The 18722-nt window shown below is 66.4% G+C and carries 25 protein-coding genes; 6 read left to right on the forward strand and 19 right to left on the reverse strand.

From position 1 onward, the window contains the following. Positions 1-8: 8 nt before the first annotated feature. The 14 genes from ABID37_RS04785 to ABID37_RS04850 form a co-directional block, all read right to left on the reverse strand. Positions 9-572: a phage tail tape measure protein gene (locus tag ABID37_RS04785; protein WP_354192954.1), complete on the reverse strand. Its 564-nt coding sequence runs from the start codon at positions 570-572 to the stop codon at positions 9-11. Continuing rightward, positions 557-796, reverse strand: coding sequence for a phage tail assembly chaperone (locus ABID37_RS04790; RefSeq protein WP_354192955.1), 240 nt, complete (start codon positions 794-796; stop codon positions 557-559). The genes ABID37_RS04785 and ABID37_RS04790 overlap by 16 nt, the downstream gene beginning before the upstream one ends. Beyond that, positions 793-1134, reverse strand: a complete 342-nt coding sequence (locus ABID37_RS04795) for a gene transfer agent family protein (RefSeq protein WP_354192956.1) — start codon at positions 1132-1134, stop codon at positions 793-795. Before ABID37_RS04795 ends, ABID37_RS04790 begins: the two co-directional genes overlap by 4 nt. Further along, on the reverse strand, positions 1131-1547 hold the full coding sequence (locus ABID37_RS04800; protein ID WP_354192958.1) for a phage major tail protein, TP901-1 family: 417 nt from the start codon (positions 1545-1547) through the stop codon (positions 1131-1133). Before ABID37_RS04800 ends, ABID37_RS04795 begins: the two co-directional genes overlap by 4 nt. A 33-nt stretch (positions 1548-1580) precedes the next feature. Further along, a complete protein-coding gene (locus ABID37_RS04805; RefSeq protein WP_354192959.1) occupies positions 1581-1988 on the reverse strand; it encodes a DUF3168 domain-containing protein in 408 nt (135 codons plus the stop codon). Beyond that, positions 1969-2130, reverse strand: coding sequence for a hypothetical protein (locus ABID37_RS04810; protein WP_354192961.1), 162 nt, complete (start codon positions 2128-2130; stop codon positions 1969-1971). Before ABID37_RS04810 ends, ABID37_RS04805 begins: the two co-directional genes overlap by 20 nt. Next, complete coding sequence (locus tag ABID37_RS04815) at positions 2127-2462, reverse strand: phage head closure protein (protein ID WP_354192962.1); 336 nt, start codon at positions 2460-2462, stop codon at positions 2127-2129. The genes ABID37_RS04810 and ABID37_RS04815 overlap by 4 nt, the downstream gene beginning before the upstream one ends. Next, complete coding sequence (locus tag ABID37_RS04820; RefSeq protein WP_354192963.1) at positions 2463-3032, reverse strand: head-tail connector protein; 570 nt, start codon at positions 3030-3032, stop codon at positions 2463-2465. A gap of 85 nt (positions 3033-3117) precedes the next feature. After that, positions 3118-4374, reverse strand: coding sequence for a phage major capsid protein (locus tag ABID37_RS04825; protein ID WP_354192964.1), 1257 nt, complete (start codon positions 4372-4374; stop codon positions 3118-3120). Next, positions 4371-4958, reverse strand: a complete 588-nt coding sequence (locus ABID37_RS04830; protein ID WP_354192965.1) for an HK97 family phage prohead protease — start codon at positions 4956-4958, stop codon at positions 4371-4373. Before ABID37_RS04830 ends, ABID37_RS04825 begins: the two co-directional genes overlap by 4 nt. Continuing rightward, positions 4948-5301 carry a DUF6107 family protein gene (locus ABID37_RS04835; protein ID WP_354192966.1) on the reverse strand — a complete coding sequence of 118 codons (354 nt, stop codon included), beginning with the start codon at positions 5299-5301 and terminating at the stop codon, positions 4948-4950. The genes ABID37_RS04830 and ABID37_RS04835 overlap by 11 nt, the downstream gene beginning before the upstream one ends. A gap of 18 nt (positions 5302-5319) precedes the next feature. Next, the gene (locus ABID37_RS04840) at positions 5320-6489 is read right to left on the reverse strand and encodes a phage portal protein (RefSeq protein ID WP_354192968.1); all 1170 of its coding nucleotides are present in this window, start codon (positions 6487-6489) and stop codon (positions 5320-5322) included. Positions 6490-6504: 15 nt separating this feature from the next. Beyond that, entirely contained in the window at positions 6505-7779 is a 1275-nt protein-coding gene (locus ABID37_RS04845) for a DNA-packaging protein (RefSeq protein WP_354192969.1), read from the reverse strand. Beyond that, the gene (locus tag ABID37_RS04850; RefSeq protein ID WP_354192970.1) at positions 7733-8245 is read right to left on the reverse strand and encodes a hypothetical protein; all 513 of its coding nucleotides are present in this window, start codon (positions 8243-8245) and stop codon (positions 7733-7735) included. Before ABID37_RS04850 ends, ABID37_RS04845 begins: the two co-directional genes overlap by 47 nt. A gap of 272 nt (positions 8246-8517) precedes the next feature. On the opposite strand from ABID37_RS04850, the gene ABID37_RS04855 reads away from it, so the two are divergent. From ABID37_RS04855 to ABID37_RS04870, 4 genes are all read left to right on the forward strand, one after another. Continuing rightward, positions 8518-10677: a transglycosylase domain-containing protein gene (locus ABID37_RS04855; protein ID WP_354192971.1), complete on the forward strand. Its 2160-nt coding sequence runs from the start codon at positions 8518-8520 to the stop codon at positions 10675-10677. Positions 10678-10747: 70 nt separating this feature from the next. Further along, on the forward strand, positions 10748-11332 hold the full coding sequence (locus ABID37_RS04860) for a DUF1214 domain-containing protein (protein ID WP_354192972.1): 585 nt from the start codon (positions 10748-10750) through the stop codon (positions 11330-11332). Further along, complete coding sequence (locus tag ABID37_RS04865; protein ID WP_354192973.1) at positions 11325-11873, forward strand: DUF1254 domain-containing protein; 549 nt, start codon at positions 11325-11327, stop codon at positions 11871-11873. The genes ABID37_RS04860 and ABID37_RS04865 overlap by 8 nt, the downstream gene beginning before the upstream one ends. A 367-nt stretch (positions 11874-12240) precedes the next feature. After that, on the forward strand, positions 12241-13134 hold the full coding sequence (locus tag ABID37_RS04870) for a hypothetical protein (protein WP_354192974.1): 894 nt from the start codon (positions 12241-12243) through the stop codon (positions 13132-13134). A gap of 3 nt (positions 13135-13137) precedes the next feature. On the opposite strand, the gene ABID37_RS04875 is transcribed toward ABID37_RS04870, so the two are convergent. From ABID37_RS04875 to ABID37_RS04885, 3 genes are all read right to left on the reverse strand, one after another. Continuing rightward, on the reverse strand, positions 13138-13482 hold the full coding sequence (locus ABID37_RS04875) for a DUF1491 family protein (protein ID WP_354192975.1): 345 nt from the start codon (positions 13480-13482) through the stop codon (positions 13138-13140). A gap of 78 nt (positions 13483-13560) precedes the next feature. After that, positions 13561-14319 (reverse strand): peptidoglycan-binding domain-containing protein, encoded by a 759-nt coding sequence (locus ABID37_RS04880; protein WP_354192976.1) that lies wholly within the window; start codon positions 14317-14319, stop codon positions 13561-13563. Further along, entirely contained in the window at positions 14294-16060 is a 1767-nt protein-coding gene (locus tag ABID37_RS04885; RefSeq protein WP_354192978.1) for a sensor histidine kinase, read from the reverse strand. Before ABID37_RS04885 ends, ABID37_RS04880 begins: the two co-directional genes overlap by 26 nt. Before the next feature lie 461 nt (positions 16061-16521). Here ABID37_RS04885 and ABID37_RS04890 point away from each other — a divergent pair, with 461 nt between their 5' ends. Further along, positions 16522-16848, forward strand: a complete 327-nt coding sequence (locus ABID37_RS04890; protein WP_354192979.1) for a DUF5330 domain-containing protein — start codon at positions 16522-16524, stop codon at positions 16846-16848. 83 nt (positions 16849-16931) lie between these two features. Then, a complete protein-coding gene (locus ABID37_RS04895; RefSeq protein ID WP_354192980.1) occupies positions 16932-17357 on the forward strand; it encodes a SufE family protein in 426 nt (141 codons plus the stop codon). 32 nt (positions 17358-17389) lie between these two features. On the opposite strand, the gene ABID37_RS04900 is transcribed toward ABID37_RS04895, so the two are convergent. Further along, the gene (locus ABID37_RS04900; RefSeq protein ID WP_354192982.1) at positions 17390-18199 is read right to left on the reverse strand and encodes a DUF6456 domain-containing protein; all 810 of its coding nucleotides are present in this window, start codon (positions 18197-18199) and stop codon (positions 17390-17392) included. A 5-nt stretch (positions 18200-18204) separates the two neighbouring features. Beyond that, on the reverse strand, positions 18205-18624 hold the full coding sequence (locus ABID37_RS04905) for a helix-turn-helix domain-containing protein (RefSeq protein ID WP_354192983.1): 420 nt from the start codon (positions 18622-18624) through the stop codon (positions 18205-18207). Positions 18625-18722: the final 98 nt, after the last annotated feature.

Raw genomic sequence — 18722 nt, forward strand, 5'->3', positions numbered from 1 at the left:
CCAACACCTCAGAAGGTTCGTGTTCCGCGCGACACGGCACGCGCCAGCATGCCGGTGATCTGCGCTTCGGATTTGCGGAAGGAGGCGGCGTCCTGCGCCGTCACGTTGAAGACGACATTGACCGGTGCGCTTGCCCCGCCGGCGGCGACGCCGAGGCTGCCGTCAGCCCCGCGCCGCAGCGGCAGGATCGCCTCGCTGCCCGCCTCGCCCATCAAGCCGATCTGCCCGCCCAGCGGAAAATAGGTCGGCGACGACACCACGCCGCCCGATGCGAAGGGCACCACCCCGCCCTTGGCGAAAGGCAAGGCCCCTCCCAACCCACCCAGCAGACCCGAAAACAGCGATCCCGCCAGCAATTGCAGCGGTTTCAGTCCCTGCGAAAGCGCCATGCCGGCCAGGTTGAGCGCCAGCCTGCGCAGCACGTCGTCCAGTTCCTTGCCGCCGACCACCGCCTGCTTCATGGCCCCGGCCAGATTGGCGCCGAAGCCGTCGGACAGCTTTTCCAGATTGGCGAGCGCCGTCTGGAACGGCGCGACATCGGCCTTGATGGCCACCGTCACATCTTCGGCCATGTTCCACCTCCTTCGTCATGTGTGTCGGGAAATGCCCGCATCAGGTTCGCCAGGTCGGCACGCGCGGGCGCGGCCTGCCGGTGCTGCGAAAACGGCCGCGCCGCCCGCTCGAACTCGAGCGGCGTCATCGCCCAGAAATCTCTCGGGGAAAGCCGCAGCAGGCCGAGACCGGTCGCCATGACCTCGTCCCATGGAAAGGCCGGCCCGCCCGCTGCGGCGCTCAAGGGCGCGGCGCGGCATCTCCGCTCGAAGGGCCGCCGAACGTCGTCGTCAGCAGATCGCTCACGATTGCCGCGAAGCCCGCCACGCCGCCCGGCGCGCTCATGCGCCCGACATCCTCGTCGCTCATCGCCTCGCCCGCGCCGCGCAGGCCAGCGCCGATGATGCGGATCATGTCGAGCGCCGAAAGCCTGCCGCTGGCAAAACGCTCGACCAGCCTGCCGAGGTCGTCGGCGGCGAAGGCCGCCTCCAGTTCAGCCAGCGCCCCCAGCGTGAGGCACAGCCGGAACGGCCTGCCGTCGAGTTCGGCGGCGATCTCGCCGCGCCTGCGGTTGACGCTCATGGCGCCACCGCAAAGCCGATCTGGCCCGCCGATTCCAGAGCCACCTCGAAGGTGACCTCACCGTCATGCGCGCCGGTATATTCGAGCGACGTGATCTGGAACGGCCCGGAAACCACGCCGAAATCCGGCACGGCAAGCTGCCAGTCCACGATATCGCCGGCAAAGAAGCACTGCCGCATCAGTGCATCGGACTGCGCGTCCTTGAAGATGCCGGAGCCGCTCACCGCCGCGCGCTGCACGCCGCTGCTGGCCAGCAGCTCGCGCCAGCGGCCGGCCGAATCCGCATCGGTCACATCCACCGTCTCGCTGTTGAAGGCGATGCGCTTGGTGCGCAGTCCGGCGACGGTGACGAAAGCGCCCTGCCCGTCGGAATCGATCTTGAGAAGAAGGTCCTTGCCCTTCTGTGCGACCATATCGGTCTCCCTGATTGCAATGGAATGGAAGGATCAGCCGGCGTCCTCGGTCACGGCGCGCAATCGCAGCAGGCCGTGATGGACGGCAATGTCGTCGTCGAACGTCACTTCCGCGAGTTCGAAGCGGAAGTTGACCAGATGCTGGCTGTCCAGGACCAGCGGCCCCTGCAACGCGCCGCGCACGGCATCGAGGATGGCGAAGGCCTCCTTCTTGCCCTTCGCCTTCGACCAGACATGCAGCGTGACAAGATGTTCGAGACCCCGTTCGGTCGATGTGCTCCAGTCGAAGACGCTCGTCCGGCCGAAGGTCACGTAGGGAAATGTGGCATCCGTGGGCGCCCTGTCGAATATGCTGGCGCCACCCAGCAGGGCGACAAGCGCCGCATCGCCCGTCAGCGCCTCGAACATGGCCTTTCGCAGGTCAGCGCAAGCCGCGGTCATCGCGCGCCTCCTCCGTCTCCTGCCGGCCGGGATTGCGCGGCGATGCCGGCCGGCGAAGTTCGATCCGTTCGGCCAGTTCATGCGCCTTCCAGCGCAAGGCGCGCACCAGCCCATCGAGCGTCAACGCAATGCCCATATTCATGTTCCGCCCTCCTTTACCCGGCAGACCAGGTAGCGGCCGGTCTCGTCCGGGTCGTGCACAGTCACGATTTCGAAGATTCGGCCGCCACGCTTGAACCGCATGCCGCCATCGATGCCGGCGCGCTTGCGCAGGGTGATGCGATGCGTCACCGTTTCCAGCATCTTGTCGGCCCCGAAACGGCTTTGCGCCGCCAGGGGCTCGACATGCGCGAAAACCGTCGCGACCTCGCTCCACTGGTCGGAAAATCCACCCATACCGTCGGCCAGCGCCTCGGCCTTTTCGAGCGCCAGTTCGGTGCGCAGCGCGCCGGGGTTGAGGAACGAAGCCAGCATCTAGAGCCTCCGCGTCCGGAACGGCGCGATCAGCCGGTCATAACCGGCCGGATAGCCGACCGGCTGGTCCTTCGGACCAAAGGCGGTGCGGAATTCGTACCAATGCGCCACGAGAAGCAGCATCGCCCGGCGCAGGAGGTCGGGCACGTCGGTTCCCGCCTCGCCGAAGCCGGCGGTGAAATCGATCTCGATGCCGTTCATGGCCCGCAGCGCCGCAGGGGGCCGCGCAAACATCATGCGTGCCGGCCGCGACGCGGTATCGGCCTGATAGGTGGCCGGATCGATCAGCGAAGCTTCGCCATCCGGTCCATAGGCCGTCACCGAGAGGATTTCGCGCACGGGATGCAGCGGAATCGACACCGCGCCGCTGCACGGCCATGCGTCCAGCGCCAACCTCCAGCTCTGGTCGATCAGCGCAAGGCCGGTCGCCCGCTCGACCTCCTCGCGCGCGGCCCGGATGAGTCCCGCCAGCAGGTCATCCTCGCTGGAATGGTCGATGCGAAGATGGGCCTTCGCCTCGGCCGGCGTCACCGGCTCGGCGGAAGGCTCCACGGTTCTGATCAGCGTCATGCAATCGCCTTGTGATGGGGACAAAAAAGCGGCCCCGGCAGAGGAAACCGGGGCCGCGTCGGCAGTTACGTCGCGCGGGTGTGGCTTAAGCCGTGCCGAACTTGATCAGCTTGATGGCGTCAAAATCCTGCACCCCGCCGCCGACGCGCTTGGTCGTGTAGAACAGCACATAGGGCTTGGCGGAATAGGGATCGCGCAGCACGCGCACGCCGGCGCGATCGACCACCAGATAGCCGCGTCCGAAATCGCCGAACGCGATCGGCGTGGTGTCGGGGCCGATGTCCGGCATGTCCTCGGCCTCGACCAGCGGGAAGCCCATCAGCATGGCGTTCTGGCCGGGGCCGGCCGGCGGCTGCCAGATATAGTTGCCGTCGCCGTCCTTCAGCTTGCGGATCGCCGCCTGCGTCTTGCGGTTCATCACCCAGTGCGCATTCTGGCGATAACCCGCCTTCAGCGCATAGACGGTGTCGATCAGGATGTCGGATTCGTCATCGGCCGCGAAAGCGCCGTCCACGCCGGTCAACGTGTAACCGATGGAGCCCCACGCCCAGGAGGTCTCGGCAACCTTGGTGTACTCGAGAAAGCCCTTCGGCTTGTTCGTGCCGTCGCCGGATACGAACGCCGCCCCTTCCTGCTCGGCGAAGGCGGCCTCGACCTCAGCCGAGATCCATTGGTCGAGATCGACGATCGCGTCCTCCAGCAGCGTCGCGGTCGCGGCCGGCATGGCGTAAAGCTCCATGGTCGGGAACTGCAATTCCGCCAGCGTCGCCGTGTTGGTCTGCGGGCGCGCCGCCGTTTCCGCCACCCAGCCGACTGCCGGGCCGTTGACCGCGAACGGCTTCTTCAGCACGGCGGACGACACCTGCCGCACCGAGGCGATGGCCCGGATCGGCGAAATCGCGGCAAGCCGCTTGCCGATTGCGGCCTCCGTCTCCGCCGGCACCAGATAGCCGCCGTCCTGGCCCGAGCCGTAGGACATGGCCTTGGTGTCGAGCGCGCGCAGATGGCGATCGTCGCCGCTGCGCATATAGGCATCGAAGGCTTGGCTGTGCTCCGAAGCCAGCGGCCCATGTTCGCGGTCCAGCACCGGCCGTGCTCGCTTCAGGGACAACCGGTCGATGGCCCGCTTCTGTTCGTCCAGCGTCTGGGAAATGCGCTCCACCTTCTCGGTGGTCACCACATCGGCACCGAAGCGGCGTTCCATCTCGGCCAGCTTCTCGTCATTGCTTTCCTTGAAGGCCTCGAAGGTGGACATGAACTCGCCGAAGGCGTCCTTCAGGTCCAGATAGTCGCCGCTCAACGACTTGGTCTCGAGCGGCTGGGCAGTTTGCGATGCATTCATAGAGAACGTCCTTTCGGGTTGATGATGCTTATGGCGTGGCGGATCGCCTTGGTGAGGGGGCGCACGCCGCCCTCGTCGGCAGCGTGCGGCTTGCGGCGCTTCGCCTTCACGGTTTCGACACGGGCGGCCGGCTGCATGGGAAAGGTCACCACCGAGATTTCCCACAGGTCGGCCTCCAGTATGCGGCGGGTGCCGCTGGCCGCGTCGCGCCTCGTGCGCACGGCCTTGAAGCCTATGGAGAGGCCGTCCAGCGCGCCGCTGCGCAGCAGCGCCAGCACCTCATCGGCGCGCTGCACGCCAGGCGTGAGCCGGCCCCGCACGAACAGGCCGCGCCGGTCCTCCCGGATTTCGGTCCACACCCCGATCGGCTGCGCCGCGTCATGCTGGTAGAGCATGCGGATGCCGGAAACCTTCCGGCGGCGCAGCGACTTGGCGAAAGCGCCGGGCTCCACCACGTCCTTGCCGAGGTCGACCACGCCGAACAGGCTGGCATAGCCGGAGAAACTGCCGTCCGGCTCGACCTCGTCGACGGTAAGCTCGACGAATTTGCGCTCATAGCGCAGGGCAGACGCGTCAGTTTTCATCGTCGTCGCCTCCCGTTTGCCTGCGGGCCGACCGGCCGGGGCGATACTGGCCCAGAAGCTTGAGCACGAAACCCAGCGCCCACCAGGCGCACAGGCTCGTCAGCGCCGATCCCATCAGCATCATTTCGGAGGAACCGATCCGCTCCTCGATGCCGAGGTCGGTCACGACCTTCAGGCCGGCGGTGCCGCCGAACACCAGGCCGCACATCACGCCGACGATGAAGCGCGATGCCGCTTCCCGCCGCCCCTGCGGCAATATGTAGACCAGCGATGCGGCCGAACCGGCGATTGCGCCGGCCCCCTTTGCCGCCCACAGCCAGCTTCCCTGCGACATGTCGGTCATGACAGGTCTCCTTCCTCGTCATCCGCGGCGCGGCTGGTAGCCGACTGCCTCGCGTTTTTCATCGTCCGTCAGGAAGGAAGCGGCCTCCAGGCGTGCCCACAGCGCATCGCGGTCGCTGGTCAGCCCGTCGACCCGGTCGGCGTCGTACCAGAGCCTCAGGCCGTCTCCGAAGACCGGTGCTATCCACGCCGAGAGGTCCTTGGCGGTGCGCGCCACCAGCGGCAGCACGGTCAACCGGTAGAAGGCCCGGTTCGCTTCCTGATAATTCGCATAGGTGTTGTCGCCCGGAATGCCGAGCAGCATGGGCGGCACGCCGAAGGCCAGCGCGATGTCGCGACTGGCCGAATGCTTGGCCTCGACGAAGTCCATGTCGCGCGGCGTCAGCCCCATCGCCTTCCAGTCGAGCCCGCCTTCCAGCAGCAGCGGCCGGCCGGCACGGTTGGCGCCCGCATAGCCCTGCTCCAGTTCGGCCTTCAGCCGGTCGAACTGCTCATCGGTCAGGTTGCCGCCTTCCTTCGGCGCATAGACCAGCGCACCCGAAGGCCGGGCGGAATTGTCCAGCAGCGCCTTGTTCCAGCGTCCGGCCGCATTGTGCGTATCGAGCGCCATCAGCGCCGCCTCCAGCGGCGGGAAGCCGTAGTGGTCCTCCAGCGGATGGAACAGCGTCAGATGCACCGCGCCGCCGGCATCGAGCGCAACCCGCCGCGTTGCAGCACCCTCGCGATGATCCAGCGCCACAGGCCAGCCGGCGGCATCCGTCGCCACGGTCACCCGGTCGGGACGCAGGAGATGCAGTTCGCGCGCGTCCGCGCCTGCTTCCACCAGCTCGACATAGGCGTTGCCGGCAAGCAGCAGATGCCCATAGAGCGCTTCCAGAAAGGTCGCGCCGGCCTGCCGCTGGTTCGGCCGCTCCAGAAGATCCAGCAGCGGATGCGCCTCGATCTCCCTGGCCCCGGCATAAAGCAGCCAGGGGATGCTGGCCGCCGATTCGGCGATCAGCCGCACCGCGCGGTGCACGATCGGGTTGCGCATGAAGCCCTCGCGAGCCAGCGTCGCATAATCGCGCCGCGTCCAGTTCGCCTCGCCCTGCGCATGAAAGGCGATGAAGCCGGATGGTCCGGCTTCCTTGCGTTCAAGGCGCGCGCCGCCATTCCCCGCGCTTCGGGGCCAGGGCCATTTCCAAGCCATTGCTGATCCTGTCGGTTAAAGAAAATCGCGGATGCGCGGGGCCGGACCCCGGCCGGACAACAGTTCTGTGATCGCCCAGACCAGCGCATCCATGCGGTCGGGCGAGCGGCCACCGGGCAAACCGTCCGGGCCGAAATCGCACATTTCGTCTTCCAGCTCGGGAAAGCGGCCGGCATGGCGCACCCTGCCCTGCTGGTAGAGTGCCGCCACCGGCTCGGCCCGCAGCCATTTTCCACGGCTCGCCCGCACCGGCTTTACCGGCACGGCGGGGTCCACGGTATGCAGCACCGCCGTCGCCATCTCGCCGCCCTGGTTCACTTCCACCACGATGCAATCCGCCTCAAGCCGGTGAAACAGGGCAATGGCCTTCGCTGCCCATTGCCGGGGCTTGGCCGCCCGCACCGTCTCGTCGGCCAGAACAACCGCAAAACCCTGCGCATCCAGCCCCGCCGCGACGACGCCGCAGGCATCTGAGGTGCGGCGCGAGCTTGCCGGTGGGTCGACCGCCACCACGATCCGCTGCAATTCTGTGCTCGCCGCAGTCATCGCCGCCTGCTCCAGCATGGCGCGCGACCACAACGCGTCCTCGCGGTCCTCGATCAGTTCACCGCCAAGCTCCTGCCGCCCCAGCCGCGTGCCCGCATAGCGCCGCTCGATCGCCTCGATGAACCCGGGCGCCAGATTGGCGCGGTTCTCATGGGTGCCGAGCCTCGTCAGCATCATGGAAGGATCGGCCAGCAGCCGCTTCATCAGCGGCGTCGAGCGTGGGGTGGTGGTGATGAGCTGGCGTGGCCTTTCGCCCAGCCTGAGGCCGAACTGCAGCATGTCGTAGGTCGCCTCGGCATTCTTCCACTTGGCCAGTTCATCGCACCAGGCAGCCGCGAATTGCGGCCCGCGCAAGCTTTCCGGGTCTTCGGAAGAGAACGCCTGCGCCACCGCCCCGCTCGGCCACAAAAGCCGGCGCCGCGACGCCTCGTAGCGCGGCCGGTCGTCGCGCGCCACGCTGGCAATGCCGGAAGCGCCGTCGATCATCACTTCGCGCACATCGCCCAGCGTCTCGCCCACCAGCGCGATCAGCCCGTGCCGGTTGCCGGGCCGCGCGAAAGGGGGCAACCCGCGCGCCAGCGCGATCACCCATTCCGCACCCAGCCGGGTCTTGCCCGAACCGCGCCCGCCCATCACCAGCCAGCCGGCCGGGTCGTGCCCAAGCTGGAGCTGGCTGGCACGCCCGCAGATCAGCCATTCATGCGCCGCCTTCCACGCCTCCTGCGGCTGCAGATTTCTCCTCAACCATTCGAGTTGCGAGTTCGCCCGCAAGCTCGACGATGCGTTCCTCAATTCGTCGCAGCGTGTCGGCAAGGTCCTCATTGTCCCTGATCTGGTTTTCCCTGGCGGCTTCTTCCGGCCGCATGATTTCGCCGATCTTCTCCAGGCCGCGGATCATGGCGATCAAGCCGTCGATGGCGCCCTTGTCGATGCCGCCGCCGTCCTCGGCCGCGCGGCCCAGTTCCTCCACCTTGCCGAGGACCATGCCGGCCGCCTTGCGGATGCGGGCCGAAACATCCTGCGGGCCGGCCTCGGTCAGCTTCCAGCCTTCCGTGTGCGCGAGCCGCCGCAATGTTCCGGCAGATCGGCCGCTGGCCAGGGCCAGGCGCTCGATCGTCGCATGTCCGCCCTCGGCCAAGGCCCGCAGCGCATGCAAACGAGCCCGCCGCCCTGCCGTCAGCTCCGGCATGGTCCTCACCCCATTCGACATGATGGAAATCCGATCGCCCGCCGACTGGCCGGTTCGTATGGCCCGAACCGCCTGCGCCAGTCACACTTTCTTGACGATAACTGAACACTATCAGAGCAGCGTTACGGTGTCAAGAATAAATTCCTAGGAATTTTCGCCTATGGAACCGTTACACGCTGCGATTGAACGATCTCCTCTTGCTGGGCTTGCCGGTTTGGAGGAAAAAGAAATGAGCGGGGTGGTTTCGAGCGGGTTGTCGTCCGATCACCTTTGTGCAGCCGGGCAGCATGTAGATGGTCAGTCCCTTGGAGCCGAAGAAGAAACGCGGACGGATCGCCGCCTTCCTGCTGGCGATCGATGCCTGGCTCGATTCCACGCTCTATGAGGTCGGCTTCAAGGCCCATGAATTCTGGGAGGCCGCGACCGTCTTCTTCCGCCGCTTCCGCGTGAAGGGCTGGCGCCGCGGCATCATCGAGATCCTCAGCGAGGGCTTCACGCTCGGCACAGGCGGCGCGGTTGTCATGCTGGCGCTGGCCATGCCGGCCTTCCAGGAGACCGGCGGCGACTGGCGCGCCCAGGACGATTTCGCCGTCACCTTCCTCGACCGCTACGGCAACGAGATCGGCCAGCGCGGCCTGATCCAGCGCGATTCGGTGCCGGTCGACCAGATGCCCGATCATGTCATCAAGGCGGTGCTGGCGACCGAGGATCGGCGCTTCTTCGAGCACTACGGCATCGACGTGCTCGGCCTCATCCGTGCCATGACCGAGAACGTCCGCGCCAATTCGGTCGTGCAGGGCGGCTCCAGCATCACCCAGCAATTGGCCAAGAACCTGTTCCTGTCCAACGAGCGCACGCTGGAGCGCAAGATCAAGGAGGCCTTCCTCGCCCTGTGGCTGGAAGCCAACCTCTCCAAGAAGGAGATCCTCCAACTCTATCTCGACCGCTCCTATATGGGCGGCGGCACTTTCGGCATCGAGGCGGCGGCCGACTTCTATTTCGGCAAGAGCGTGCGCGACCTGACGCTGGCCGAGGCGGCCATGATCGCCGGCCTGTTCAAGGCGCCCAGCAAATACGCCCCGCATGTCAACCTGCCAGCGGCGCGCGCCCGCGCCAATGTCGTGCTGTCGAATCTCGTCGACAGCAACTTCATGACCGAGGGACAGGTCCTCCAGGCGCGCATGCATCCGGCCGATGTCGTCGATCGCGGCGACCGAAAGAGTCCCGATTACTATCTCGACTGGGCCTTCGAAGAGGTCCGCAAGATTGCCGCGCGCTCGCGCCAGCATTCGCTGGTCGCCCACACCGCCTTCGATCCCAACCTCCAGCAGGCGGCGGAAGAATCGCTGGAATTCCACCTGCGCCAATACGGCAAGGAGTATCACGCCTCGCAGGGCGCCATCGTCGTCATCGAAACCAATGGCGCGGTGCGCGCCATCGTCGGCGGGCGCGACTACGGCGCCAGCCAGTTCAACCGCGCCACCAAGGCGCTGCGCCAGCCGGGGTCGTCCTTCAAGGTCTATGTCTACGCGACGGCGGTGGAACACGGCTTCACGCCGGACACCATCGTCTCCGGTGCGCCGATAAGCTGGGGCGGCTGGCATCCCGGCAACTACAACGGCGCCTCCGCCGGCCGCATGACGCTGACCACGGCATTGGTGAAGTCGATCAACACCGTCCCGGTGCGGCTCGCCAAAGACAATCTCGGCATCAAGCCGATCAAGGAACTGGCCGAGGCCATGGGCGTCGAATCGACGCTGGAATCGCACAAGACCATGGTGCTCGGCACGTCGGGAATGACCGTCATGGACCAGGCGACCGGCTACAGCGTCTTCCCGCAGGACGGCATGGTCGGCACGCGCCACGGCGTCACCCAGCTCGTCACCCATACCGGCGAGGTCATCTACGATTTCGCCAAGGATGCGCCGCCGCCGCATCGCGTCCTGTCCGAACAGGCCGTATCGTACATGAACACCATGCTGGTTCAGGTGCCGGTCATCGGCACCGCCCGCCGCGCCGCCCTGCCCGGCATCGTCTCGGGCGGCAAGACCGGCACCAGCCAGTCCTACCGCGACGCCTGGTATGTCGGCTTCACCGGCAACTACACGGCCGCCGTCTGGATCGGCAATGACGACTACAGCCCGACCCGCAACATGACCGGCGGCTCGCTGCCGGCCATGGTCTGGCAGCGCCTGATGGCCTATGCGCACCAGAACATCGACCTCAAGCCCATTCCCGGCATCGCCCAGCCCTTCGTCGACACCGCCACCGCGGCCAAGGCCGAGGAAGCCGCCAAGGCGGCCGCGCAGGCCGAGGCCGACCGGGAAGCCGCCGAGCGCCCGCCGGTCCTGTCCAGCCGCACCACGCAGCTCCTACGCCTGATGAACCGGCAATTCCTGTCCGCGCCGGCCCTGCGGCCGGAAGCCGAGCCGGAGACGGTTTCGGCGCTGTGACCTTCCCCGCCGCTTGCCAGAAGCGCGCCCGGCGCGGTAACTCCCCTTCGACGATTCATCGGGGCCCTTGATGCTGAAAAGAGCCATGCTGGCGCTGATCGCGCTCATCATCGCCATCGGCGGCGGTGCGGCCAGCGTCTGGTATGCCCTGCATGTCCAGAAAGGGGCCGGTGCCATCACCATCGGCGCCTGGACCGCCTTTCCCGACATCGGCACGCCGGCGGCAGATCCCTACACCAGCGCACGCGTCTCGCGCGAGGGTGTGCTGGCGCTCGGCCGCGCCGAAGGGCTCGCCTTTGTCGCCCGCCACGATTCCAGCGGCCAGCCGTTGCTGCGCGAATGCACCTACCGGATCGAAGGCCATCTCCCGATTGCCCGTTTCTGGACGCTTTACGCGGCCAACCAGTCGCTCGATGTCCTGCACACTGGAAAGACCCGCCCGGCAGCCCTGCAATCCTACCAGGTGTTGCGGGAACAGGATAACTCCGTCCGCCTGACCGCCTCCGCCCGCCCTGCCCCCGGCAACTGGCTGCTGACCGAGGGCAAGGGGGCCATGTATTTCGTACTCACCTTCTACGACACCCCCATTGCCAGCAGCACCGGCCTGTCGGGCATCGACCTGCCGCGCATCGTCAGGAGCGGTTGCAATGCGTAAGCTGCTCTATGCCGTCCTGGTCGGACTCGTCGGCGCCGGTATTGTCCATATCCTGGTGCTCATGATGGTACCGGAGCTGTCGGAGCGGGACGCATGGTCGCGTCTTGCCATGGCGTCCGACCTCTATCGCATGACCCCGCTCGAAGCCGAGACCGGAGGCCAGCCGGTGGTGAAGTCGGTCGATCCGCTTTTCCTCGCCGCCGCCTGCCGCTTCGATCTGACCGACGGCATGATCCAGGTCCGGGCGCCGGGTAAGGCCCCGTTCTGGTCGGTCTCTGTCTACGACCGCAACGGCCACAACATCTACAGTTTCAACGATCACAGCGCGACCAACGCCACGCTCGACATGGTCGCCCTCACCCCGGCCCAGATGCTGGAGGTGCGGCGGCAGTTGCCGGCTGATCTCGACGGTTCCATCTTCGTGGAAACCCCGATCGCGGAAGGCATCGTCGTGGTGCGCGCCTTCGTCCCCGACGAAAGCTGGCGCCCCGCCGTCTCCCGTTTCCTCCAGCAAAGCTCCTGCGAGCTGAAGGAACTGTAGCCGCCTTCAGTGCTTCGGTACCGGTGGTAATTCCACGGGCAACAAAGGTGTTTTGCCCTGCGGTGCAGCCGCGCCGGCCTCCGCGCGTTCGTAGCGGACACCGGGGAAGATGACCACGGACCCCGTGGTTCCATAGGCTCTGGAAGGTTTCTTCATGGCCGCGCTCTGCGGCGTGAAAGACAGGACTATACCCATTTCGCGCATTCCTCTCGGTTGAACCGGAGCACAACGCAACGCCTCCTTTGTGAATAAGGCCACCGGGAGGGTTAACGGAGCGCTAACGGATCGCGGCTAATTTGAGACGAGTTCCGCCGGTCGGCCGTCGTTGGCCCGCCGGTTCATCGCGAGTCGTTCAAGGCGTATCTTCGTGTCATCCTCGGATTTCCGGCAAATCGCGATCAGGACCGAAGCCGGCAAGGCCGAGCGGCTGTTCCGTGCCGCCGTATCCGCTTTCTGCGCGCTGACCCGTCCCTCACGTCGGGAGATCGCCCAGCTCGACGATCTCACCCTGCCCCTGTTCGACGAGGTCTCGCCCGAAACCCTGCGCTTCGCCGCCGCCGCGCTTTCGGAGTGCGAAAGCGCCCCGCCCGGCCTCGTGAAGCGCCTTGCCGACATGCCGGTGGAGATTTCCGCTCCCCTGCTGATCCGCTCGCGCGCGCTGGGCGATGTCCAGATCATCGCGCTCATCGGCAGGCACGGGCTGCCGCATGCCCGCGCCATCGCACGGCGGAAGGATCTCCACCCCACCATCGCAAGCCTTGTGCGGGCGCTGGATCGTCCTGCACCACCCCCAAGGGACGATGCCGCGCCCGAGCCCGGCCAGGCTGCCGACCGGACGCGCGAGCAACTGCGGTCGATGATGGTCGACAACCGCCAATCGGCGTTCTCGGTGGCGCCGGCCACGCCGCAAACCTTCAACAGGCTGCTTGAAGCCGCGCTCGACACCAACGCCGCCTTCTTCCAGACGGCTCTTGCCGATGCCCTCGACATCGAATTCGACAAGGCGCGACGGATCGTTTCTCCCTCGGATTATTTTTCGCTGCTTATCGCGCTGCGCGCGCTGAGCCTGAAGGAACCGGAAGCCTTCCTCATCGTCAGCGCGGCCTGCCCCGGCTCGTTTCCGGATGTCGGCAGCGTGCGCCTGTTCCTCGAACGCTATCGCGGCCTCCAGCCGAAAGCCGCCGTCGCCAAGGTCGCGACATGGGCGGAACCTGGCAACACCGGGCCCCATGAAAGTTCACCCGCCCAGAAGGCCGGATGAGATTCACTCCCTGATCGAAACAAGTTCCTCGACCGGCAGCGATCCGGCCTCGATCTCCACCACCCAGATATCGGGGTCGAATCGCTTCTCCCGCTCGATCCGCGCATCCAGTTGCTCGGCCGTTTCGCCGTTCCCGACACGCACGAACAGGCGTTCGTCCGGCCGCGCCGAATCGTAGCTGGTCTGGGGAGCCGGGCCGAGCAGCCTCACCTCGCCGAACCTGTCCCTGACGAGAATGAAGGCCGCACCCGCCTCGCCGGCGCCCCGCTGGAGCACCGCGGCGAAACCGCCGGAATTGAACACGCGGCGCAGCAGGGCAGCCGCCCACAGGTCGGTCGTCACCCGCATGTCAGTTCGAGCGTGTCGTTGTGTCGATCATGCCCGCTGCATAGCAGCAGGGCCGGGCCTTGGCGAGCCGGCGCGGCCTCAATCGGTGAGGCCGACCTCGCGCATCTTGGCATAAACGTCGGCATCCGCCTCGCCGGTCACCGGCAGGCCGAAGATCGACTGGAATTCGCTGATCGCGGCCTTGGTGCGCGCGCCCACAATACCGTCAAGCTGGATGTCCGGGTTTCCGAAAGCCCGCAGGCCCGCCTGCACCTTCACGATGCGGGCGTTGTCGTCCATGCCGGCCGGGGTCACCGAGCCGGTCATGTCGTTGCGGCTGGCGGGCGTCGGCACCACCGCCGCCGGCGCGGCACCCAACTGGCCGAGCAGCGCATCGTCGATCGACCCGGTCGGGGCCAATCCCACCTTGCGCTGGTAGGCGGCAACCGCATCGCGCGTGTTCGGGCCGGTCAGGCCGTCGGGCTCGGCACTGTAGAAACCGAGATCGCGCAGGATGGACTGCACTTGCCGCACGACCGGATCCCCCCGCGGCGGCTCCGGGCGCGCTGCCGGATCCGGGCGCACGATATTGATCGTCGTCTCCGGCTCGACCGGTTCGGACACGGGGAAATTCTGCAGGTTTCTGGTCGCGAAGAAAGCGCTGGAATGCGGGAATGGCTGGTACCACAGCGCATTTGCCGAAACGTAGAACAACGTCACCAGGAAGGCGGTCGAGCCGCCGACCAGCACCGGATTGCGCGAGACCATGTCGCCGACGGCGACCGCTCCACGCTGCACCACGCCGGGACGGGTGCCCTTCGTCTTCTTCCCCTTAGCCCGTTTTGCGGAGCGAGCCATTCCAATCCCCGTTCTTCCTTGCTGCCGGCGTCGCGTCCGCCAGCTTGATCAACCTCTCTCCCTCTCCCTTCGGTCCATCGACCGGAATGCTCACCGAAACCGTGGTTCCCTCGCCCGGCATGCTGTCGATGGACAAGGTGCCCTCATGCAGGCTCACCAGCCCCTTGACCAGCGATAGCCCGAGCCCGGCCCCCTCGAAGCCGCGCGTATAGTCGTTCTGCACCTGCACGAAGGGCTGGCCGATCAGCGCGAGGTCCTCCTCGGCGATGCCGATGCCGGTGTCGGCGACCCAGAAATGCAGCCGCGAGCCGACACGCCGCGCGCCGATTGCGACCTCGCCGCCTTCCGGCGTGAACTTGATCGCGTTGGAAGCCAGGTTGATGAGGATCTGCTGGATGGCGCGGCGGTCGGCATTCACCTCGCCAGCGTCCGCGGCCACGCGCAGGTCCAGCCGGACCTTCTTGGTATCGGCCTGCAACTGCATCATGGAGCGGCACATTTCGGCGGCTTCCACGAAGCGGAACGGCTCCGGATGCGTGCGGTAGGCGCCGGCCTCGATGCGCGAAACATCGAGGATGGAGGTCACCACTTCCAGCAGGTGCTGCCCGGAATCGCGCACCAGGGTGACATATTCCTTCTGCCGGGGATCGCCGAACGGGCCGAACATCTCGTGCAGCAGCATGTCGGAAAAGCCGATGATGGCATTGAGCGGCGTGCGCAGTTCATGGCTGACGGCGGCGAGGAACCGGCTCTTGGTCACGTCCGCGCCGGCGGCCACCTCCTCGGCGCGCGCAAGCGCCCGTCGCAGTTCGGCCATCTCGGAATTGTCGCGCAGCAAAGCCAGGAAGGCGGCTCCATCGCCGTCGCCCTTGGCCATTTCGAGCAGGAACGAGCGATAGTTGCCGGACGATGCCTCGGCCGCCTTCGGCAAGCGGATGCGGAGTTCCACGCGCGCCGCCACCGCGCCGTCGCGCATGTCGGCCAGCGCGTTCAGATAGGCGATGCGGTCGGCGATGTGAATGCGATCGAACAGGGCATTGCCGAGCAGGAGATCGGGGGCCAGGCCGAGCACGGCTTGCGTGCGCGCGCCGACATCAAGCACCTCGCCCTGCCGGTTGAGGCGCAGCAGGACGACGCCGGCCAGCCCCTCGACATCGAGGTCAGGGGTCGCATCGGCCCGGCCGTCGCCTGTTTCGTGCAGGCCGGCCAGCCGCGGAACCAGCGTCGCGGCCCAGGCGAGCGGCAAGAGCCAGTGCCAAGCCGCCGGCTGGGTGAAAACAGGCAGGGCCATCTCGCCGGGAAGGAACTGCATCGCCGCGCAGCCCAGCGCCGCCGCCCCACCTGCCAGCGCCCAGCGCCGCGACCGGCTCACCCAGCAGGCCTCGACGGGAAGTGCCGCCAGCAGCAGCGCAACGGGCGACGCGAGCCCGCCGGCAAATCCGATCAGCGTCCCCAGCGCCAGCGCCGTGGCCGCAAGCACTGCGGCGCCGGCCTCCCTTGCCCGGCCGGTGGCGGACACCCAAAGCGCTGCCAGCCAGCACAGGCCGAAGATCGCCAGTATCGCTGCCAGCGTCGCCGAGGCGCCGAGATTGGCGGTCACCAGCGTCACCGCGCTGCCGGCCGCAAGGAACGGTGCGGCAAGCATGACGCCGATGAATCGGGCATGGCGGCTACGCGTCCGGCCGTCGCTCACGCGGCCATGCACGAGACGCTCGCAGCCTGTCGCAATCGCGCCAGGCAATCCAACGTATCTTGCCGCAATCGAACTCAACTCAACGCCTCGTGCGGACCTGCTTGGCAGATCGTTTGTGGTTGGCCCCGAAAGTCGCATCCAGCCTTTAAGGAATGGATAAAGCCCGGCGCGGCCGGCCCAGTTCGACGGCATTTTTTTCCTGAAACCGCCCCGGACAGGCTCCAATTCCCGCCATGGTAAATGCGGGGTTAGCCGGCCCTGCCCCTGCATTCCGGGCGCATGTCGCAGACAGGAACGAGATGTTTCGACGCCGAATCAACCGGATAGGGCAAGGAGCCCGATGGGGGTGGAACGTTTCAGGTCCCGTTCAGGTCCGACGTCCGAATACAGCCGGCGCGGGAACTATCTCAAATTTTAATAAAATTCCTGCCTTGGTTGCAATCGGTCCTTGGCTCGACCCGGCTAGGATAGGGCCAATCGAGGAAGGGACCTCAAGAAAGAAGACGGACATGGGTTTCCTGATCAGGTTTGCATTCTGGTTCTCGCTGGTGCTGCTGGCCCTGCCCTTCGACGTGGGGCCGGACGAGAACGGTCGCGAGAGCGTCAACCCCATCCAGGCGCTGCTGGCCGCGCGCGATGCCGTGGGGGACATTGCCGGCATGTGCGAACGCCAGCCCGAGGTCTGCGAAACCGGTGCCTCGGCCCTGCACACCGTGACCGAGCGCGCCAAATACGCCGCGCGGATCGCCGTGACCGTCATCGAGGACGCGCCGGCCAAATCTCCGGTCCAGCCGGAAGAGCCCGTCACCACCGGCAGCATTCCCGAGCAGGACTGACGTCCGGGCCACCACGGCCCTCGGAAGCCGCTCCGACGCTTTTTTCCGTGACGCCGCGCCGCCCGGACACTATATCGAACGTCATGGCGACGACGATCCAAAGCATACTCGAAGACTTTTCCCTGCTCGATGAGTGGGAGGAGCGCTACCGCTATGTCATCGAACTCGGCGAGGCGCTGCCCGAATTCCCCGACGACGCACGCACGCAGACCAACAAGGTGCCCGGCTGCGTCAGCCAGGTCTGGCTCACCACCAGCTATGGCGAGGGTTCCGATCCGGTCATCACCTTCAAGGGGGATTCGGACGCGCATATCGTGCGCGGTCTGGTGGCCATCCTGCTTGCGCTCTATTCCGGGCGCAAAGCCAGCGAGATCCTGGAAATCGACGCCGAAGGCACGCTGCGCAAGCTGGGGCTGGACGAGCACCTGACCCCGCAGCGCTCGAACGGATTGCGCTCCATGGTCAAGCGCATCCGCACCGATGCGGAAGGCGCCAGCCAGGCCGCATGAGGCGGCCCGGCACGTTCCCGCCAATTCTCCTCTTAAGGTCCATGCATGCGCGGGCGATAATCCTGCGTACCCCAGTGCAACATGCGGGCCGGCCTTGCTTCCGCCGATGAGGCATTCGGCCAATAGTGCCGGGCAAGGGCGGCAAGCGCGGTCTTGAGCACCACCTTGCCGGAGCGCACCGGCCAGGCGCGCTCGACCTCCACGGTTTCCATCCCCTTCAGGAAGCAGCATACATCGATGAGGACGCCGGAAAGTTCCGGTCCCACGGCCGCGATCGCCTTCTCCACCCGCATGCGCGCGGCAAGCGCTGCATCGGTCAGTTCCGCCACCCCGCCGCCGCCCGCGCGCTTTCCGGAAGCCACGCTGGCGATCCAGTTCGCGCCGAGACGCGGCATGAGTTGCCCGCGCGTATAGTCGGCGCGAAGCCGTTCGCCCGCCTCGAATTCGCGAGCGGAAAGGAAGGCGGCTCCCGTTCTGGTGCGCAGTCGCGCCAGTTGCGCAAGCGGCGATTCCGAAAGATTGGCAAGCACGGGCCGCGCGCCATCGCCCGTATCGATACAAATTGCGCCGATGTTCTGCCCCGGCCCGCCGGGCACGGACGAAGCCTCCATATCGCGCATCAATTCCCCGCCTTGCCGGGAAAGGCATATGCTTCCCCCGGAAACGCTCACGATCCCCTCGGACACCAGCCATCCGAACACGTCGCGCTGAACGGAAACCGTGCCTCGGTCCCCGGCCTCTATCAGCATCTTGTCGCCATGGGCGGCCGTGGACGTCCGTCCCGGCCCCCTGGCTAGGAACTTCAGGACGCGCAGGGGCAATTCCCGGTATGCATGCTGCATCTTGCTCATATCCCCAGGCGGTTGCGGAAGGCGGCTGCGGCGATCTGCTCGAACATGTGCACCACGCTGTCGAATTCGGGATTGTCGCGCAGGTCCTCGATGATCTGGCACGCATGCACCACCGTGGTGCGGTCACGCCCGAAGCCGCGCCCGATATCGCTCATGGTCAGCCGCAGTTCCACATTGGCGACATACATGGCGATCTGCCGCACGCGCGCCACCGGCTGCGATGTGCGGCCGGGCCGGCGCAATTCCTTCGACGACACCGAAAACAGAGCGGACGCCATGTCGATCAGGCATTCGCACACCTCCAGCGCGATCTCGTCCCTGCGTTTGGGAAGGACGTGCGAGGGAGGGTCGTCTGCCTCTGCCTCCTCGCTGAATTGAGGAGGGTCGTCGAGAAGTGGCTTCATATGGGCGTGCACGAAATTTCCTCCAGAATAGGAATACATTCCTTATAAGAGGTCTTCTCGACCTTGTGAACAAACAACGAACACTCGCACCTGTCAACATTTCTCAAATG

The organism is Aquamicrobium terrae (genome assembly GCF_040545735.1).
Lineage (GTDB): Bacteria > Pseudomonadota > Alphaproteobacteria > Rhizobiales > Rhizobiaceae > Mesorhizobium > Mesorhizobium terrae_A.

Bases quoted from the DNA above. Each gene is read 5' to 3' on its own strand.
- ABID37_RS04785 (WP_354192954.1), bottom strand. From the start codon at position 572: ATGGCCGAAGATGTGACGGTGGCCATCAAGGCCGATGTCGCGCCGTTC.
- ABID37_RS04795 (WP_354192956.1), bottom strand. From the start codon at position 1,134: ATGAGCGTCAACCGCAGGCGCGGCGAGATCGCCGCCGAACTCGACGGC.
- ABID37_RS04800 (WP_354192958.1), bottom strand. From the start codon at position 1,547: ATGGTCGCACAGAAGGGCAAGGACCTTCTTCTCAAGATCGATTCCGAC.
- ABID37_RS04805 (WP_354192959.1), bottom strand. From the start codon at position 1,988: ATGACCGCGGCTTGCGCTGACCTGCGAAAGGCCATGTTCGAGGCGCTG.
- ABID37_RS04810 (WP_354192961.1), bottom strand. From the start codon at position 2,130: ATGAATATGGGCATTGCGTTGACGCTCGATGGGCTGGTGCGCGCCTTG.
- ABID37_RS04815 (WP_354192962.1), bottom strand. From the start codon at position 2,462: ATGCTGGCTTCGTTCCTCAACCCCGGCGCGCTGCGCACCGAACTGGCG.
- ABID37_RS04820 (WP_354192963.1), bottom strand. From the start codon at position 3,032: ATGACGCTGATCAGAACCGTGGAGCCTTCCGCCGAGCCGGTGACGCCG.
- ABID37_RS04825 (WP_354192964.1), bottom strand. From the start codon at position 4,374: ATGAATGCATCGCAAACTGCCCAGCCGCTCGAGACCAAGTCGTTGAGC.
- ABID37_RS04830 (WP_354192965.1), bottom strand. From the start codon at position 4,958: ATGAAAACTGACGCGTCTGCCCTGCGCTATGAGCGCAAATTCGTCGAG.
- ABID37_RS04835 (WP_354192966.1), bottom strand. From the start codon at position 5,301: ATGACCGACATGTCGCAGGGAAGCTGGCTGTGGGCGGCAAAGGGGGCC.
- ABID37_RS04840 (WP_354192968.1), bottom strand. From the start codon at position 6,489: ATGGCTTGGAAATGGCCCTGGCCCCGAAGCGCGGGGAATGGCGGCGCG.
- ABID37_RS04850 (WP_354192970.1), bottom strand. From the start codon at position 8,245: ATGTCGAATGGGGTGAGGACCATGCCGGAGCTGACGGCAGGGCGGCGG.
- ABID37_RS04855 (WP_354192971.1), top strand. From the start codon at position 8,518: ATGGTCAGTCCCTTGGAGCCGAAGAAGAAACGCGGACGGATCGCCGCC.
- ABID37_RS04860 (WP_354192972.1), top strand. From the start codon at position 10,748: ATGCTGAAAAGAGCCATGCTGGCGCTGATCGCGCTCATCATCGCCATC.
- ABID37_RS04865 (WP_354192973.1), top strand. From the start codon at position 11,325: ATGCGTAAGCTGCTCTATGCCGTCCTGGTCGGACTCGTCGGCGCCGGT.
- ABID37_RS04875 (WP_354192975.1), bottom strand. From the start codon at position 13,482: ATGCGGGTGACGACCGACCTGTGGGCGGCTGCCCTGCTGCGCCGCGTG.
- ABID37_RS04880 (WP_354192976.1), bottom strand. From the start codon at position 14,319: ATGGCTCGCTCCGCAAAACGGGCTAAGGGGAAGAAGACGAAGGGCACC.
- ABID37_RS04890 (WP_354192979.1), top strand. From the start codon at position 16,522: ATGGGTTTCCTGATCAGGTTTGCATTCTGGTTCTCGCTGGTGCTGCTG.
- ABID37_RS04895 (WP_354192980.1), top strand. From the start codon at position 16,932: ATGGCGACGACGATCCAAAGCATACTCGAAGACTTTTCCCTGCTCGAT.
- ABID37_RS04900 (WP_354192982.1), bottom strand. From the start codon at position 18,199: ATGCAGCATGCATACCGGGAATTGCCCCTGCGCGTCCTGAAGTTCCTA.